This window comes from Kitasatospora sp. Ki12, from assembly GCF_054601375.1.
Map to the genome: position 1 here is coordinate 15350 of NZ_BAAIHT010000008.1, position 15777 is coordinate 31126.

Sequence of the window (15777 nt, forward strand, 5' to 3'; positions counted from 1 at the left end):
CAGTCTTGACACTTGGTGACATCGAGGGCAGCGTGAGCCACATGACTCGCAGTCACATGACCCGCAGCGACTGGACCACCGACCGCATCCCGGACCAGAAGGGCCGGGTGTTCGTCGTCACCGGGGCCACCGGCGGACTCGGCCTCGCCACCGCCCACGCCCTCGCCGCCAAAGGCGCCCGCCTCGTCCTGGCCGTGCGCGACGAGACCCGGGGACGCCACGCCGCCGACCTCCTGAGCGCCCGCCACCCCGATGCCCCGCCACCGGCCGTACGCCCCCTGGACCTGGCCGACGGCGCCTCCGTGCGCGCGTTCGCCGCCCGCCTGCGCGAGCACGGCCCGCGCCCCGACGTCCTGGTCAACAACGCCGGCGTCCTCGCGCCCCCGCGCACCCTCACCCCGCACGGCCACGAACTCCAGCTCGCCGCCAACCACCTCGGCCACTTCGCCCTCACCGCCCTCCTCCTGGACCTCCTCGCCGACGGCGACGACCCCCGGGTGGTCACCGTCACCTCCGCCAACCACCGCCGCGCCCGCATCCACTTCGACGACCCCGCCGGCGCCCGCTCCTACTCCCCGATGGACCGCTACAACCAGTCCAAACTCGCCGGCGCCCTCTTCGGCCACGAACTCCACCGCCGCCTGACCCTGGCCGCCAGCCCCGTGCGCAGCGTCCTGGCCCACCCGGCTACGCCGCCACCGGCCTGCAGCACGCCACCCCCGTCCCCGCGGTGCGGCTGCTGTTCGGCCGCCTCCTACGCCCCCTGGCCCAGAGCCCCGAACGCGGCGCGCTGCCCCAGCTGTACGCGGCCACCGACCCGCAGGCCCTGGGCGGAGCGCTGTACGGCCCCGGCGGCCCCGGCGAACTGCGCGGCGCCCCCACCCGCGTCCCCCTCGCCCCGCGCGCCACCGACCCGGCCACCGCCCGGCGCCTGTGGGACCTGTCGGAAGACCTGACCGGCGTGCGCTTCACCCTCCCCCACCCCACGAAGACCCCGACACCCGCCCGGCCCCGGCCCGCCCCGCCAGCCCTGACACCCCCACACCGGCGGGAACGGGCACGAGAAGCCGGACCCGCCGACTTCCAGCTCCGCGCCGACCCCAGACCCACGCGGATCCCGGCCCGGACCCGGCCGAACCGGCCAGAGCCGCACGAGAAGCCGGACAGGCCGACCTCCGGCGCCGCGCCGGACCCGGACCCGGACCCGGACCGAACTCCGGCACGGGCCGGGCCGCACCGGCGGGAACGGCACGAGAAGTCGGACCCGCCGACTTCCAGCTCCGCGCCGACCCCAGACCCACGCGGATCCCGGCCCGGACCCGGCCGAACCGGCCAGAGCCGCACGAGAAGCCGGACAGGCCGACCTCCGGCGCCGCGCCGGACCCGGACCCGGACCCGGACCCGGACCGAACTCCGGCACGGGCCGGGCCGCACCGGCGGGAACGGCACGAGAAGTCGGACCCGCCGACTTCCAGCTCCGCGCCGACCCCAGACCCACGCGGATCCCGGCCCGTGCCCGGCCGAACCGGCCAGAGCCGCACGAGAAGCCGGACGGGCCGACCTCCGGCGCCGCGCCGACCCAGGACCGGCTCGGGTCCGGGCACGAGAAGTCGGACGGGCCGACTTCCGGTGCCGGGCCGGTGTCCTGTTCGCGATGCCACCTTCGACGCCGCCTTCGACGAACCCCGACCGGTCCGGGCCGTCGTCCGGCCGGTCTGGACCATGGCCAGGACGGTGGTCCGCCGGTCCGTAGCCGATCTTCCAGTCGGCACGGACCCCGCAGAATCCGTCCGTCACGCACCGAAGGCCCACGGCGCCGGCCCCGGCGGGAAAACCGGGTGCGGGCCCCGGGCCGGGGCTGCTACGACAGCCGTATGGACGATCTTGTGACGGAACGCCTCATCCTGTGCCCGCTCGACCCCGCGCTGGCCCGGCGCATCGCGGCGAACGCCCCGCAGGCGGGCGACCGGTGGGAGGCCGGCTACCCGTCAGGAGCCGACGTGGCCGGTGCCCGCCGCTTCCTGGAGGTGTGCGGGCAGGACGGCGGGACGGGCCCGTTCGGCGCGTACGAGATCCGCCGGCGCGGCGACGGGCACGCGATCGGCGGGGCGGGCTTCCACGGCCCGGCCGATCCGCAGGGCGGCGTGAGCGTCGGGTACGGCCTGGTGCCCGCCGCGCGCGGCCACGGCTACGCCTCGGAGGCCCTGCGCGCCCTGCTCTCCCTGGCCCGCGAGCTCGGCGCCACCCGGGTACGCGGCGACACCGACCTCGCCAACAACCGCCTCCCGCCACGTCATGGCGGCCTGCGGCATGCGCCCGGCCGGCCAGGACGAACGCCTCGCGTACTACGAGACCGTCTGGACCACGGCACCACCACACCCTGACCCGCCGCCACCCTGACCCGCCGCCACCCCGGCCCGGGGCCGGCGCCGGGCACCGCCCGCACCGGCCCCGGGCGAGGCGCAGGTCCGCGTCCGGCGAACGAACAGACCTGCCTGCAGTGCCAGCGACAGCCGTTGCGGGCCGGTGACACACCGCCCGGGCGACCACCCTCGGCCGGAGGATCCCCACCGGCGGGCACCCGGGCAGCGGCCCCGCCGGGCCCGGACCGGTCACCAGTCGCGGCCCGGACGGGACACGGACCGGGCCGGACACGGCGACTTCCCTTGGACTTCGCTCCGGGCCCGGCCGGGGAAGCGCCGGCCCATGGCGGCGCCAGCCCGCCGTTCCCGGGACACAGGACCGCGGCCCGGCTGCCCGACACCGGCAGCAGGTCGCGCCGTCACATCCCGCCCGTGGTAGGGCCCGCGGCGCCGCCGCGGCGACGGACCGTACCCGGGCAGGCCTCGATGCGGGAGGCGACGCCGTCGGCAAACCCGCCCGCACGCCGCACCCCGTCGGGCGCGCGGGCCGGACACCGGGGACCCGTACCTGCGGGGCGGGCCGCACGCCCCCTGGCGGTCTCCCGGCGCAGGACCTCCCGCCGGGCACGGGGCGTCGCCGAGCGGCCCGACCGGCGTTCCCACCCGGTGCGCGCCACCCACGACGGACCACCCGCCCACCTCGTCGCCCTCGCCCTCGCCCTCGCCCACAGCTACGGCTCCACCACCGCCGGCCCGGGCGCCCGGATGAACGGCGGCACCGGCCCCGGCCCCGGCAAAGCCTGCGACCCGCACATCGGCCCCGCACACGTCTGGGCCGGCGACGCCGAGAACGCCCCCGTCAGCCACCTGCCCGCCAAGAGCCGCGTCGCCACCGGCCTCACCCGGGCCCCCTCCTCGGCGACCCCCTCCACCAGACCTCCGGCCCCGGCGACGAGACCTGGTTCGACCAGGACCCCACCGGCGGGGAATCCGGCGCCAGCCGCTTCGCCGTCGCCGACGCCAAACCCCTGCCCTTCGACTCCCGCTCCGGCGACATGAACACCCCCGACCCGCACTCCCCCACCGGAGGGTCCGTCAACAACATCGGCCGGATCGCCGCCGGCCACCACGACCACGTCACCCGCCAGAACCACCGCCGACCAGCACAGACCATCCCCGCCCCCGGCAGGCCGTCCAGGCCCTCGACGCCCTCCTCTACGAAGCTATGTCCGCCGTCCCCCGGCTGCGCCACCGCGACGGCCGGCCCGGCTCCACCGGACAGCGCTCCACCGGACAGCGGGCCACCGGCCTCGACGTCTACTCCCCGGGCCGCGCCACCGCCACCCGCGAGCGCCACCTCACCACCAACGCCGCGCTCCTGTTCGGCGCCGCCGGCAACAGGCCACCCCCGTCCCCGTCATCCGCGACCCGTGACCCCTTCGGCACCCCCGCCCCCGAACCCGCCCCGAACCCGCCCTGCCCAACGGCACCCCCGACATCCCGGCCACCCGCCACGCCCCATCCGGTCCGCCTGACACCCCGCCCCGCCGGGCGGCACGCGGCCGGCGTGCGGCCGGTGTCCAGCCCGTGGCCGGCCGAGGGACGCGCCACCGGCGGGCAGTAGGATCAGCGGCGTTGCACACCCGTACACACACCGCTGCTAGGAGGCTTTCATGGCTCAGGTCACGCTGAAGGGGAACCCGGTCGAGATCGGCGGCGCGCTGCCCGCCGCCGGCAGCCAGGCCCCCGCGTTCACGCTGGTCGGCGCCGGCCTCGCGGACGCCTCCCTCAAGGACTACGCGGGCACCCGCAAGGTCCTCAACATCTTCCCCAGCATCGACACCCCCACCTGCGCCACGTCGGTGCGCACCTTCAACGCCCAGGCCGGCGCGCTGGAGAACACCGTCGTGCTGTGCATCTCCGCCGACCTGCCGTTCGCGCAGGCCCGCTTCTGCGGCGCCGAGGGCCTGGACAACGTCAAGACCCTCTCCACCCTGCGCGGCCGCGACTTCCACGACAGCTACGGCGTCGCCATCAACTCCGGCCCGCTGGCCGGCCTGACCGCCCGCGCCGTGGTCGTCCTGGACGAGAACGACACCGTCCTGCACACCGAACTCGTCGCCGAGATCGCCGACGAGCCGAACTACGACGCCGCGCTCGCCGTCCTCGCCTGACCCACCCCGCGCACCCGCGCGCCGCACCGCGCGCACCCCGACGGCGGCCCCGCCCCGGCCCGCACCCCGCCCCTCCCGGCAGGCACGCGGCACCGGCGGCCGGGCCGCCGCCCGCATCCCGGCCCCGCACCCCCGCCACCAGGACCCGGCCCCCGCCCCGCGAGCAGCCCGGCGATGGTTTCGTCGGGTCATACGGGTCCAGGCACGGAGTCCGTGAGGGCGATCAGCAAGCCGTCACGGTCCGTGCGTGTCTGCGACCGGGACTCACGCGGACCCTCCCGGTTCCCGCACGAACGGGGGCGCTACCTTGCCACCATGTGCATCTCGACCAGTGAGGCCGCGTTCTCCGGCACGATCGTGTACTGCGGTCGGCAGCACCACCCCGTGCACGGCCTCATCCATGTCCTGGGCTACCAGAACACCGCCGTCAACCTCGCGAGCGGCCCGAACGCGCTGCTGCTGCACCTGCCCACCGAGCGGCTCACCCCCGGGCACTTCCTCTCCGCCGGACGCGGCGCCGACGTCCTGGAGCGCATGGTCGACGCCGTTCGCCCCATCGCCGTCGCGGTTGACGAGACCGCGTGGATGAGCGCGCAGCCCCAGGCCGTCCAGGTCTTCGAGCACGACGTCTACACGGTGCTCCTGGCCGACGACCCCACCGCGATCCCCGCCGCCCTGCGGCAGGTGCCGGCCCACCGGCGCCCGTCCCTCGACCCGGACCTCCTGCGCTTCTACGCCGACCACTTCCCCGACCACACCGTCGCCGTCTGCTGCTTCGACAACGCCGACGCGCAACGGGCCCAACCCCTGCTGCTGTGGTACCCGCCCCTCGACCCCGACCAGCTGACCGTGCCGGCGCTGGACAGCCACACCGGAGCGGCACCGGATCTCGACGCCCTCGTGCCCGTGGACCACTGGGTCCTGCTGTCCAGCGACGAGGCCCCCCGCGGCTGGGGCGAGAGCGTCGACTACCCCGAGGGCATGCGCCACAGCCTGCGCTCCTTCCTCCCCACCACCGTCATGGGCCAGTACTACGGCGGCGGAGAAGCCATGCCCAACGCAGACTTCACCATCAGCCACCTCGACCTGCTCGCCGGCGACCTCGACCGCATCGAGCGCCGCCGGCCGGCCCGCCGCTGATCCGCAGCGTGGCGGCGCTACCGGTCCGCGAGCCGACACCCGGTCACCGTGGCCGCCGGCCGGCCGCGGTCAGTCACCAGGAGCCGCTCGCGCGGCAGCGGTGGCCCCGCCCCGCCGGACATGCCGCGCCCGAGCGCCTTCAGGCCGTCGACGCGGCCTTCGACCGGGCCGGACGGCCAGTCGGTGCCCATGCCGTGGACGACGGCGTCAAGACCGGGGGGCGGTGCGGCGGCGAAGCCGGCCGGCCCGGCCCGGCCGTCCGTCCGTCCGTCCGTCCGTCCGTCCGTCCGCGCGGCCGCTGCGGGCAGGCCGAGGACACGGGCAAGGGCGGCGAGGCCCGCACGCTCCGGCACCACCCGGGGACGTGACACCGGCGAAGGCGACACCGGCGCCGGTCACCGGCGGCGGCCGAACGGGACGGCGTCGCCGCCGCGGTGCTCGCAGTCCCCGGCGCCGGCGCGGCGCGCCGATCGCGGCGCCGTCGCGACGGTGGGCCCGGCCGGGCGCCCGGCACCGCGCCCTGATCCGCCACAGTCCGCAGGACAGGGCCCGACGGCCCCGCCCCACCGCGCCCCGGGCGCAGCGGGAGCACGGAACTGCGGGATTGCGGTGCTGCGGGACGCGGGCGCCCCGGTGGGACCGGCCCTGCGAGGCAGCGGGCCGGGCCCGCACTCCCGCCGGCCCCTGGCCCCCCGGTGGCGCCCGGGTGTCCGCGCCGGCGAGTTTCTGGCCCCACCGAAACGGTTTCGCCCGGCCCGTTTCCGGGTCGTGCGGGTGAGGGTGCGGGGCGGTGTCGAGACGGACCGGGCCGACGTGGCCCCGCCCCTGGCCGACGCCGTCGGGCGGCCTACGGCTTCGGCGCCGCGGCCGGTGCGGGCAGGTCGAGGACGCGGGCGAGGGCGGCGGTGACCGGACCGGCGTGCTCGGGTATCCGCCGGCGGGCCCAGGCGGTGGCCAGCGCGAGGAAGTAGGTCAGGTCGCGCTCGGCGCCGGCGAGCAGGTGGCGCAGCTCGGTCACGGGCAGCTCGATCACCGGGCTGCCGCTGTGCTCGGCGTTGACGGTGAGCCGGACGGTGTCGCCGAAACGTTCGGCGACCGGTGACACGGGCTCGTGGCCGAACCCGAGCAGGCCGCCGCCGTCGGCGAACACGTGCCAGTCGCGCCAGTCCTCCAGCCCGTCGCAGCAGCCGGGCAGGAAGGCGACCCCCGTCGCGTGGTCGGTGACGCGGAGGCCGCCGGCCGCGTAGAGGTGGTCGAAGGTCAGCAGTCCGTGCAGGAAGGACTGGAGCGGGTCGGCCGGCCGTGGCGGCCGGTCCCCGTCGGGGTCGATGTCGTTGCAGGCGGTGATGCGCATCACCGCCGTCCCGACCTCGGCGGGTGAGAGTGCGCCGTTCAGGGGCAGGAAGGCGAACGGCTCGACCCCGGCGATAGGCCAGAGGTCGAAGTCCTCGGGGGTGTTGATCTCCAGGACGGGCTGCATCACGATCACCCGGCGCAGTGTTCCGCACCCTTGCCCGTACCGCCTCTGGATGACGCCGGGCATCCGGCCTCTTGCGACACCTGACCGGGAGGAGGGCCGGACACCTTCGGGCTCTCGCGTGACGGCGAGGCCTGGAACTCACCCCGTCCTCCCGGGGCCGAGAACCACCGTCCTGAACAGCCGGGGCTCCCGCGGCGCCCGGGGCTCCCTCGGTGCCGTGACACCGCAGCCGCGAGGCGCTGCCCCGCCTCCCGTGCCCGGCGGGCCCGGGCGTCCTGACGGCCCGTCCCCGGCCCCGGCGGCCGGCGCCGCCGGGCGGCGGGCCTCGTCGCGCACGGGTGCCCGCGTACCCACGTGCCCGCCGCGGCGCCGCGCCCCCAGGCCCCGGGCGCCTGCCGCGGGCCCGGGCGTCCTGACGACCCGTCCCCGGCCGCGGTGGCCGCGGCCGCGTCCGCGGCCGGCGCCGCCGGGCGTCGGGTCAGGCCGCGAAGGCGGCGAGGAGCTTGTCGGTGAGGCGTTCGAGGTAGTCGGGGCGGTGGCGGTGTGGACGACGGCCAGGCGCCAGTACAGCGGGCCGGCGAGGAGGTCGAGGGCGATCTCGTGGTCCACGCCGGCGGGCAGCTCGCCGCGCTCGACGGCCCGTTCCAGCAGCTGGGCGGCCTTGCCGCGGCGGGTGTCGCGCACGGCGCCCAGCAGCACCCGCGCCAGCTCGGGGTTGCGGCCGCTCTCGGCGATCAGGTCCGGGACGATCCTGGACGGGAGCCGGTGGCGCAGCGCGTCGGCGGTGGCGGTGAGGAAGGCGAGGACGTCGCCGCGCAGGGTGCCGGTGTCCTTGATCTCGGTGGCGTCCACGGCCACGGCGCGGACCAGGGCGAGGGTCATGTCGAGTTTGGAGGGCCAGCGGCGGTAGATGGCGGCTTTGCCGGCGCCGGCGCGTCGGGCGACCGTTTCCAGGGAGAGGCGGGCGTAGCCGACGGCGGCGAGTTCCTCGAAGAAGGCGGCGGCGATGGCCTCGGTGACGGAGTCCTGGAGGACCGGCCCGCCCGGGGTGCGGCGCACGGCAGCCACGGGAGCCCCAGGGGCCTCGGGGGCGGCGGAGGTGGCGGGGGCCGCGGGAGCCTCGGGGGCCTCGGAGGTGGCGGGGGCCGCAGGAGTGGCAGGGGCTTCGGGGGTGTGCCGGTGGTGGGGGCGGGCCGGGGCGCGGGGGTGGCGGGCATGGCCCGAACCTACACCTGGCGGAACGCTTGCGTCTCGACTGGGAGGGGACTAGCGTCATAGGCGAGACGGAACGGTTCCGTCTCGCCTACGGGTTGGGAGTGCACCATGCGGTTCCTCTTCGAGGACGAGTCGTTCTCCTTCGAGACGCTGCGGGCGGCCGGGTTCGCCGGCGACGGCGGCGCCGACCTGGGCGAGGTGGTGGCCTGCGCCGCCAGGATCGGCGAGGGCGACGAGCAGGCCTGGCTGCGGGAGTGGAAGGCCACCGCGCGGCGCGCGCACGCCGTCGCCGAGGACGCCCTGGCGGCCGGGCACCGGGTCAGCGCCCGCGAGGCCCTGCTGCGCGCGTCGAACTACTACCGCACCGCCGAGTTCTACCGCCGTGACGACCCCGCGAACGACCCCGAGGCCCGGGAGCTGTCCCGCCTCTCCCGGGAGACCTTCGCCGCCGCCACCGCCCTGATGGACACCCCGGTGGAGGCCGTGCGCATCCCCTACCAGGACACCACCCTGCCCGGCTACCTCTTCCTCGCCGACGACTCCGGCGCCCCGCGCCCCACCGTCGTCTTCACCAGCGGCTTCGACTCCACCCTGGAGGAGTCCTACTTCGCCGTCGCCGCGGCCGCGCTGCGCCGCGGCTACAACGTGCTCGCCTACGACGGGCCGGGCCAGGGCGCGGCGCTGCGCGAGCAGCACCTGGTCTTCCGTCCGGACTGGGAGGCGGTGGTGACCCCGGTCCTCGACTGGGCGCTGACCCGCCGCGAGGTCGCCGCCGACGCCCTGGTCCTGTTCGGCTACAGCCTCGGCGGCTACCTGGCCGCCCGCGCCGCCGCCCGCGAACACCGCCTGGCCGCCCTGGTCCTGGACGACGGCCTCTACAGCTACGGCCAGGCCCACGACCGGTTCCTGCCCGCGTTCCTGCGCACGTGGACCGAGGACGGACGCGACGACCTCGTCGAGCCCGTCATGCGCCTGCTCATGCGGGAGAGCACCCAGCTGCGCTGGGCCCTGCGCAACGGGGTGTGGACGTTCGGCGCCTCCTCGGTCGCGGACTACCTGCGCCGCACCGCCGACTACACCCTCGAAGGCCTCGCCCACCTCATCACGTGCCCCACCCTCGTCCTGGACGCCGAGAACGACCAGTTCTTCCGCGGCCAGCCCCAGCAGGTCCAGGCCGCGCTGACCTGCCCGCACACCCTGATCACCCTGACCGAGGCCGAAGGCGCGGGCGAACACTGCCACATGGGCGCCATGGCCCGCTTCCACCAGAGCGTCTTCGACTGGCTGGACAGCACCCTGACCCCCGCACCCGCGCCCGCGCCCGCACCGGCGCCGCGCCTGGCACACCGGCCCTGACACACCGGGCCCCGCCGTCCGCCCCGCCGCAGGCCCTGCCCTCACCCGCCGGCGCGCGAGGACACGACGCCGCGCGAAGGCACGACGCCGGATGAGGGCACGGCGCCCGCCCCTCCCCGCACCGCCCCGCACCCGCCCCGGTGCCGCCCCGGCGCCCGTTCCGGGCACCGCCGTCCGCCCCACCGGGCCCGCGAGCACCACGGCACCCGGGCACCGGACCTCCCCTGTACCGCGCCCCCGGACACCCGGACCCCGCAGACCCGGATCCCGCGGGAGCACGGCGCCGGATCTCCCGGGCAACCCGGACCCCGAAGCACCGAAGCACCGGACCCGCGGGAAGCCGCCCCCAGACCCGCACCCCCAGACCCGGGCCCCGCGGGAAGCCGCACTCCCCCCGGCCCCGGGCACCGCGGGAGCGCGGCGCCGGGTGTCCCGGGCGGCCTGCGCCCCGAAGCACCAAGCACCGGCCCGCGGGAAGCCGCCCCCAGACCCGGGCCCGCGGGAAGCCGCACTCCCCCCCCCGGCCCCGGGCACCGCGGGTGCGCGGCGCCGGGTGTCCCGGGAGCCGGCCCCGGTCCCGCCGTCCGGGGCGTCGCGGACGGCCGGTGCGCGGCCCTGGAACGGGGTGCGCCCCCGTCCCCGGGCAGGGGGCCGGGGACGGGGGCGCGGGGTGGTCCCGTCAGGCGGGCGGGAACCGGGGGGCGGGGCGGTGAGGGTGGCGGGAGGCCGCCCCGGGCCCGGCCCGGGGTGGCGGGCCGGGCCCGGGGTGGCCAGGGGACGGTGAGGGGTGGTCAGGGGGGACGGTGAGGGGGCCGGTCAGGTGATGGAGGCCCCGGAGTCGATGCTGATGACCTGGCCGGTCATGCAGTCCTGGTCGAGGAACAGGGTGATCGAGCGCGCCACCTCGCTCGGGGTGACGAACCGCGGCACCGGCACCTTGTCGCGCATCCCGGCGACGACGTGCTCGGGCAGGGTGTCCGTCATACCGGTGATCATGAAGCCGGGCGACAGGGCGTTGACGGTCACCCCGCGCCGTCCGCACTCCGCCGCCAGGGTGCGGGTCAGTCCGATCAGCCCGGCCTTGGACGCCGAGTAGGCGGTCTGCCCGGCGGTGGCGATCAGCGCCGACGGCGAGACGATGTTGACGATCCGCCCCCACCGCGAGCGCAGCATCGCCGGCACGCACGCGCGCGCCGTGTGGAAGGAGCCGACCAGGTTGGTGTCGATCACCTGCCGCCACTGCGCCGGGTCCTGCATCGCCATCAGCGAGTCCTTGCGGATCGCGCCGTTGTTGACCAGCACGTCCACCGGCCCAAGCTCCGCCCGGATCTCCTCGTACATCGCGGTGACCGCGCCGTAGTCGGACACGTCGCCGGTGACCAGCACGTGCGGGTTCGCCAGCCGCGCCGCGGTCTTCTCCGCCCCCTCGCGGGAGCTGTTGTAGTGGACCGCGACCCGGCAGCCCGCCGCGTCCAGGGCCACGGCCAGCTCACCACCCAGCCCCCCGGAGGCACCGGTGACCAGCGCCACCGGGGAATCCGGTCGCGTGCCGAAGGCGTCCTTGCCGCTCATCGCGCCCCTCCCCACGTCAAAAGGATCGAGCCCCACGTCATGCCGGCGCCGAACCCGGCCAGCAGCACCGTGTCCCCGTCCTTGATCCGCCCCGCGTCCAGCGCCTCCGCCAAAGCGATCGGGATCGACCCCGAGGCGGTGTTGCCGTAGCGCTCCAGGTTCGTCACCAGCTTCTCCGGGCCGATCCCGGTGTGGGAGAGCACCGAGTTGATGATGCGGATGTTCGCCTGGTGCGGCACCACGTGGTCCACGTCGGCCGCCGTGACCTTCGCCTGCTCCAGCGTCTCGCGGATCGTACGCACCGTGTACCGCACGGCGTTGAGGTAGATCTCGTTGCCGTTGATCTGCGCGTAGTGCAGGCCCTGGGCGACGGTCTCCGCGGTGGTGGGCATCCTTGAGCCCCCCGCCAGGACCTTCAGGCTGTTCTTGCAGCTGCCGTCCGCGCCCAGGTTCCACGCCCGGATCCGCTCCACCGGGCCCGGGGTGAGGACCACCGCCCCCGCCCCGTCCCCCACCAGGATCGACAGGTCCCGGTCGGCGGGGTTCGCGGTCTGGGTGTGGGTGTCCGAGCCGATCACCAGGATCGGCCGCGGGTCCATGCGCATCAGACCCGCCGCCGTCACCAGCGCGTACACGAACCCCGCACACTCGGAGTTCACGTCGTGCGCGCTGCCCGCGATACCCAGCTCGTCATGGACGAACGCCGACGTCGCCGGCGAGGGCTGCTCCGGAGTCGCCGTGGCCACGATCAGATGCGCGATGTCCGCACCCGTCAGCCCCGCCCGCTCCAGAGCACGGCGCCCCGCCTCCACCGCCATCGACGCCGTGGTCTGCCCCGCACCCACCGCGCGACGCTCACGGATCCCGCACCGCGAGACGATCCAGTGCTCGTCCACCCCGAACCGCTGCGCGAGGTCCGCACTGGTCACCACCGTCTCCGGGACCCACATCCCCCAGCCGGCGACGTCGAAACCACTCATCACCCGACCCCTCTCTCCCCGCCCCCGGGGCTCAGTTCGCCTCGGCCGGGACGAGCGCCAGGATCCGCTCGTGCACCACCCGCAGCGTCGTCGTGTCGTCGATGTCCGCGAACAGCGACTCGTCGGCCGGAATGTGCGGGTACTGGTTCTGGAACCCGTACAGCCACTCCATCAGGTCCAGCGAGTCCACATCCGCGATGTGCTGCAACGCCGCGTCCGCGTCGATCTCACGCGCACCGGACACCGCCTGCAACTGCTGCGCCAGGTCCTCGATGGTGGGGATCTGAGACATGGGTGATCGTTTCCTCTCCTCGCCCGCCCCCAGGACGGGGAAACCGGGCGGCTGTCAGATATGGCGTCGAACAACGGAAGGGGAACCACCGCACCCACCCCCCACCCACCCGCCCCGCACCCGCCCCGCACCGCGCCCGCCCCACGGCCCCCTCGACACACCGGCATGCCCGGCACAGGCACCCACGAGGACCACGAACAACGGACGAGCGGACGAGCGGACGAGCGGACAACGGAGAACCGGAGAACCGGAGAACCGGAGAAGCGGACGAGCGGACGGCAGGCGACGGACAGTCCCGAGAACACCGGCACCAAGCCGGCGACGGAACCCGAAACCACCCCCCGCACGGGCAGGAGCGGCACAGGCCCGGACAGACACCCGCCACCCCCGCAAGGGAAGCGGCCCGGCCCGCAGACCGCGTGTCCTGTCGAGACCGCATGAAACCCGCGCCCGCGCAAACGCCCCGCAACCCCCACCCCCCGACCCCCTTGCGCACCGCTTGCGAGACACACGCTTACCTGACCCACAACACACCGCACCCGCACGCACACCGGCACACCGCACCACCCAGGCCGGCCCGCCGGCCCGCCACCCGGCACCCATGTCCGACGGCCGCCAGGCCCAAGCACCACCCGGCACCCGGACCGCCGTGCGCGAAGGCCACCAGGCCCAAGCACCACCCAGCACCCGGACCGCCGTGCGCGAAGGCCACCAGGCCCAAGCACCACCCGGCACCACCCGGCACCACCCGCACCAACCACCGCAGCCCGCACACCGTCGGGCGACGCACCACCCGCGGCGCACCACACGGCACCACCCGTCCGGGCACCACGGCACCACCGCCCGGACAGCACGACCTGGACCGTACGGCCGGCACCGTCCGAACGGCCCGCGCGCCACGGCACCACCCGCCCGGACAGCACGACCGGGCACCAACAGCCTTATCCCGCACGACCGTCGGGCAGCGCACCACCGCCCGGCAGCACGGCCCGGACCGTAACGTCCAGACCCTGCGTCCGGACACCAACCGCCTCAGCCCGCACGCCCGTCGGGCAGCGCACCACCGCCCGGCAGCACGGCCCGGACCGTAACGTCCAGACCCTGCGTCCGGACACCAACCGCCTCAGCCCGCACGCCCGTTGGGGCGGCGCACCACCGCCCGGCAGCACGGCCCGGACCGTAACGTCCAGACCCTGCGTCCGGACACCAACCGCCTCAGCCCGCACGCCCGTTGGGGCGGCGCACCACCACCCGGCAGCACGGCCCGGACCGTAACGTCCAGACCCTGCGTCCGGACACCAACCGCCCTAACCCGCACAACCGTCGGGCAGCGCACCACCACCGGCAGCACGGCCCGGACCGTAACGTCCAGACCCTGCGTCCGGACACCAACCGCCGCAGCCCGCACGCCCGTCGGGCAGCGCACCACCACCCGGCAGCACGGCCCGGACCGTAACGTCCAGACCCTGCGTCCGGACACCAACCGCCCTAACCCGCACAACCGTCGGGCAGCGCACCACCACCCGGCAGCACGGCCCGGACCGTAACGTCCAGACCCTGCGTCCGGACACCAACCGCCGCAGCCCGCACGCCCGTCGGGCAGCGCACCACGCGGCAGCACCGGTCCGGGCGACACGGCCCGGACCGTAACGTCCAGACCCTGCGTCCGGACACCAACCGCCGCAGCCCGCACGCCTGTTGGGCGACGCACCAATGCGGCAGCAATGCGGCAGTACCGGTCCGGGCGACAGAACACCACCGCCCCGGGCCGGCCAGCCGGCACGCGGGCCGCCACGGCGCCCGCCGCACCGGCCCGCCCGCCTCCCGCGGACGGACCGGCCCACGCCAGGCCCCGGCCGCACCAGGCCGCACCGCACCGGGCCGGGCCGCTATCCGTAACCGTCCATTCCCGTCACCACCACCCGAGGGGCCCCATCCCATGACCACCGTCGAAGCCCGCTCCATCAACCCGACGTCGAGGCCATCCGCCACCACTACGAGGTCCCCAACGAGCTCTACCGCCTCATCCTGGGCCCCACCATGATGTACTCCGGCGGCTACTGGGAGGACGGCGAGGACCTCGTCGCCGTCCTCGACGAAGCCCAGGAACGCAAGCTCGACGCCTTCACCGACCTCGCCCGCGCCGCCCACACCGCCAAGGTCCTGGACGTCGGCTGCGGCTGGGGCACCATGCTCAACCGCCTCACCACCGTCCACGGCGTCAAGCGCGCCGTCGGCGTCACCCTCTCCCGCACCCAGGCCGACTTCGTCGACGCCCTGAACAACCCCGCCATCCAGGCCCGCGTCGAAAGCTGGGAAGACCACCGCCTCGCCGACGGCGAAGAGGCCTACGACGCCGCGTTCTGCATCAACGCCCTCGAACACTTCGTCCTGTCCTCCCTCACCCCCAAGGAGCGCACCCAGCGCTACCGCGTCTTCTTCAAGCAGATCCACTCCCTCCTCAAGCCCGGCGCCCGCTTCGTCCTGCACACCATGACCGTCGAGAACCCCCCGCTGCGCCGCCAGCTCCTGGACGACCTCAAGTTCCTCCAGCGCGAGGAGTTCGAAGGCTGCCACATCCCGCGCCTGCCCGAACTCGCCGCCGGCCTCGACGGCCTCTTCGAGGTCACCGAGATCCGCAACGAACCCGAGTCCTTCGCCCGCGCCTGCCGCGCCTGGCTCAAGCTCCTGGCCGCCCGCCGCGACGAAGCCGTCGCCATGACCGACGAGACCACCGTCGCCCGCTTCGAGCGCTACCTCGACATCTTCGCCTACACCCTCGAAGACCACATCTTCAACAACTTCCGCGTCACCCTCACCCGCCGCGCCTGACCCCCGCCCCGGACACGAAGGACACCTCAGCCACCGCAGAAGAGGACACCGACGCCATGACCACCACCCCCGCCCCGACCGCACCCACACACCGGCACCACCCCCGCCCCGGCGGCGGGGGCCACCCCCACCACCACCAGCACCACGGACACCAGCACCGCCAGCACGCCAGCACGAGCACCACCGCCGCGGGCAACGCCACCGCCAGCACGAGCACCACCACCGCGGGCACCACCACCACCGCGGGCACCACCACCGCGAGCACGAGCACCAGCACCGCGGGCACCGCGGGCAGCGCCGCGCCCGCCGCCCCACCCGCGCCCCGGCCACCCCCGGCGCCGGCACCCCCGCGGGCACCCCCGCCGCCGCGCCC

The 15777-nt window shown here is 75.6% G+C and carries 13 protein-coding genes and 2 pseudogenes; 9 read left to right on the forward strand and 6 right to left on the reverse strand.

Going from position 1 to position 15777, the window contains the following annotated elements:
• Window positions 1–56 precede the first annotated feature (56 nt).
• The 6 genes and pseudogenes from ACYP53_RS43645 to ACYP53_RS43670 all read left to right on the forward strand — a co-directional run.
• A pseudogene (locus tag ACYP53_RS43645) lies at window positions 57–970 on the forward strand (oxidoreductase); the annotation flags it as partial.
• A gap of 904 nt (window positions 971–1874) precedes the next feature.
• On the forward strand, window positions 1875–2384 hold the full coding sequence (locus ACYP53_RS43650) for a GNAT family N-acetyltransferase (RefSeq protein WP_459651532.1): 510 nt from the start codon (window positions 1875–1877) through the stop codon (window positions 2382–2384).
• Between the two features lie 645 nt (window positions 2385–3029).
• Window positions 3030–3422, forward strand: coding sequence for a hypothetical protein (locus tag ACYP53_RS43655; RefSeq protein ID WP_459651533.1), 393 nt, complete (start codon window positions 3030–3032; stop codon window positions 3420–3422).
• A 166-nt stretch (window positions 3423–3588) separates the two neighbouring features.
• Window positions 3589–3987 (forward strand): hypothetical protein, encoded by a 399-nt coding sequence (locus tag ACYP53_RS43660; protein WP_459651534.1) that lies wholly within the window; start codon window positions 3589–3591, stop codon window positions 3985–3987.
• A gap of 49 nt (window positions 3988–4036) precedes the next feature.
• On the forward strand, window positions 4037–4537 hold the full coding sequence (tpx, locus tag ACYP53_RS43665) for a thiol peroxidase (protein ID WP_189925276.1): 501 nt from the start codon (window positions 4037–4039) through the stop codon (window positions 4535–4537).
• Between the two features lie 315 nt (window positions 4538–4852).
• The gene (locus ACYP53_RS43670) at window positions 4853–5677 is read left to right on the forward strand and encodes a hypothetical protein (protein WP_459651535.1); all 825 of its coding nucleotides are present in this window, start codon (window positions 4853–4855) and stop codon (window positions 5675–5677) included.
• Window positions 5678–5694: 17 nt separating this feature from the next.
• On the opposite strand, the gene ACYP53_RS43675 is transcribed toward ACYP53_RS43670, so the two are convergent.
• The 3 genes from ACYP53_RS43675 to ACYP53_RS43685 form a co-directional block, all read right to left on the reverse strand.
• Window positions 5695–6048: a hypothetical protein gene (locus tag ACYP53_RS43675; protein ID WP_459651536.1), complete on the reverse strand. Its 354-nt coding sequence runs from the start codon at window positions 6046–6048 to the stop codon at window positions 5695–5697.
• 476 nt (window positions 6049–6524) lie between these two features.
• Window positions 6525–7157 (reverse strand): hypothetical protein, encoded by a 633-nt coding sequence (locus tag ACYP53_RS43680; protein WP_459651542.1) that lies wholly within the window; start codon window positions 7155–7157, stop codon window positions 6525–6527.
• Between the two features lie 138 nt (window positions 7158–7295).
• Window positions 7296–8216: a TetR-like C-terminal domain-containing protein gene (locus ACYP53_RS43685; protein ID WP_459651537.1), complete on the reverse strand. Its 921-nt coding sequence runs from the start codon at window positions 8214–8216 to the stop codon at window positions 7296–7298.
• A gap of 264 nt (window positions 8217–8480) precedes the next feature.
• Between ACYP53_RS43685 and ACYP53_RS43690 the strand changes: the two genes are divergently transcribed.
• Window positions 8481–9728 (forward strand): alpha/beta hydrolase family protein, encoded by a 1248-nt coding sequence (locus ACYP53_RS43690; RefSeq protein ID WP_459651538.1) that lies wholly within the window; start codon window positions 8481–8483, stop codon window positions 9726–9728.
• A gap of 816 nt (window positions 9729–10544) precedes the next feature.
• Here the strand turns inward: ACYP53_RS43690 and ACYP53_RS43695 are convergent.
• From ACYP53_RS43695 to ACYP53_RS43705, 3 genes are read right to left on the reverse strand one after another with little or no spacing between them, the layout of a single operon-like run.
• A complete protein-coding gene (locus tag ACYP53_RS43695; protein WP_189920736.1) occupies window positions 10545–11300 on the reverse strand; it encodes an SDR family NAD(P)-dependent oxidoreductase in 756 nt (251 codons plus the stop codon).
• Window positions 11297–12280, reverse strand: coding sequence for a 3-oxoacyl-ACP synthase III family protein (locus ACYP53_RS43700; RefSeq protein ID WP_459651539.1), 984 nt, complete (start codon window positions 12278–12280; stop codon window positions 11297–11299). The genes ACYP53_RS43695 and ACYP53_RS43700 overlap by 4 nt, the downstream gene beginning before the upstream one ends.
• 31 nt (window positions 12281–12311) lie before the next feature.
• Window positions 12312–12572: a hypothetical protein gene (locus ACYP53_RS43705; RefSeq protein WP_189920732.1), complete on the reverse strand. Its 261-nt coding sequence runs from the start codon at window positions 12570–12572 to the stop codon at window positions 12312–12314.
• A gap of 1983 nt (window positions 12573–14555) precedes the next feature.
• Here ACYP53_RS43705 and ACYP53_RS43710 point away from each other — a divergent pair.
• Entirely contained in the window at window positions 14556–15404 is an 849-nt protein-coding gene (locus ACYP53_RS43710) for a class I SAM-dependent methyltransferase (protein ID WP_459651543.1), read from the forward strand.
• 56 nt (window positions 15405–15460) lie between these two features.
• A pseudogene (locus tag ACYP53_RS43715) lies at window positions 15461–15777 on the forward strand (hypothetical protein); the annotation flags it as partial.

Bases quoted from the DNA above. Each gene is read 5' to 3' on its own strand.
- ACYP53_RS43650 (WP_459651532.1), top strand. From the start codon at position 1,875: ATGGACGATCTTGTGACGGAACGCCTCATCCTGTGCCCGCTCGACCCC.
- ACYP53_RS43660 (WP_459651534.1), top strand. From the start codon at position 3,589: ATGTCCGCCGTCCCCCGGCTGCGCCACCGCGACGGCCGGCCCGGCTCC.
- tpx (WP_189925276.1), top strand. From the start codon at position 4,037: ATGGCTCAGGTCACGCTGAAGGGGAACCCGGTCGAGATCGGCGGCGCG.
- ACYP53_RS43670 (WP_459651535.1), top strand. From the start codon at position 4,853: ATGTGCATCTCGACCAGTGAGGCCGCGTTCTCCGGCACGATCGTGTAC.
- ACYP53_RS43680 (WP_459651542.1), bottom strand. From the start codon at position 7,157: ATGCAGCCCGTCCTGGAGATCAACACCCCCGAGGACTTCGACCTCTGG.
- ACYP53_RS43690 (WP_459651538.1), top strand. From the start codon at position 8,481: ATGCGGTTCCTCTTCGAGGACGAGTCGTTCTCCTTCGAGACGCTGCGG.
- ACYP53_RS43695 (WP_189920736.1), bottom strand. From the start codon at position 11,300: ATGAGCGGCAAGGACGCCTTCGGCACGCGACCGGATTCCCCGGTGGCG.
- ACYP53_RS43700 (WP_459651539.1), bottom strand. From the start codon at position 12,280: ATGAGTGGTTTCGACGTCGCCGGCTGGGGGATGTGGGTCCCGGAGACG.
- ACYP53_RS43705 (WP_189920732.1), bottom strand. From the start codon at position 12,572: ATGTCTCAGATCCCCACCATCGAGGACCTGGCGCAGCAGTTGCAGGCG.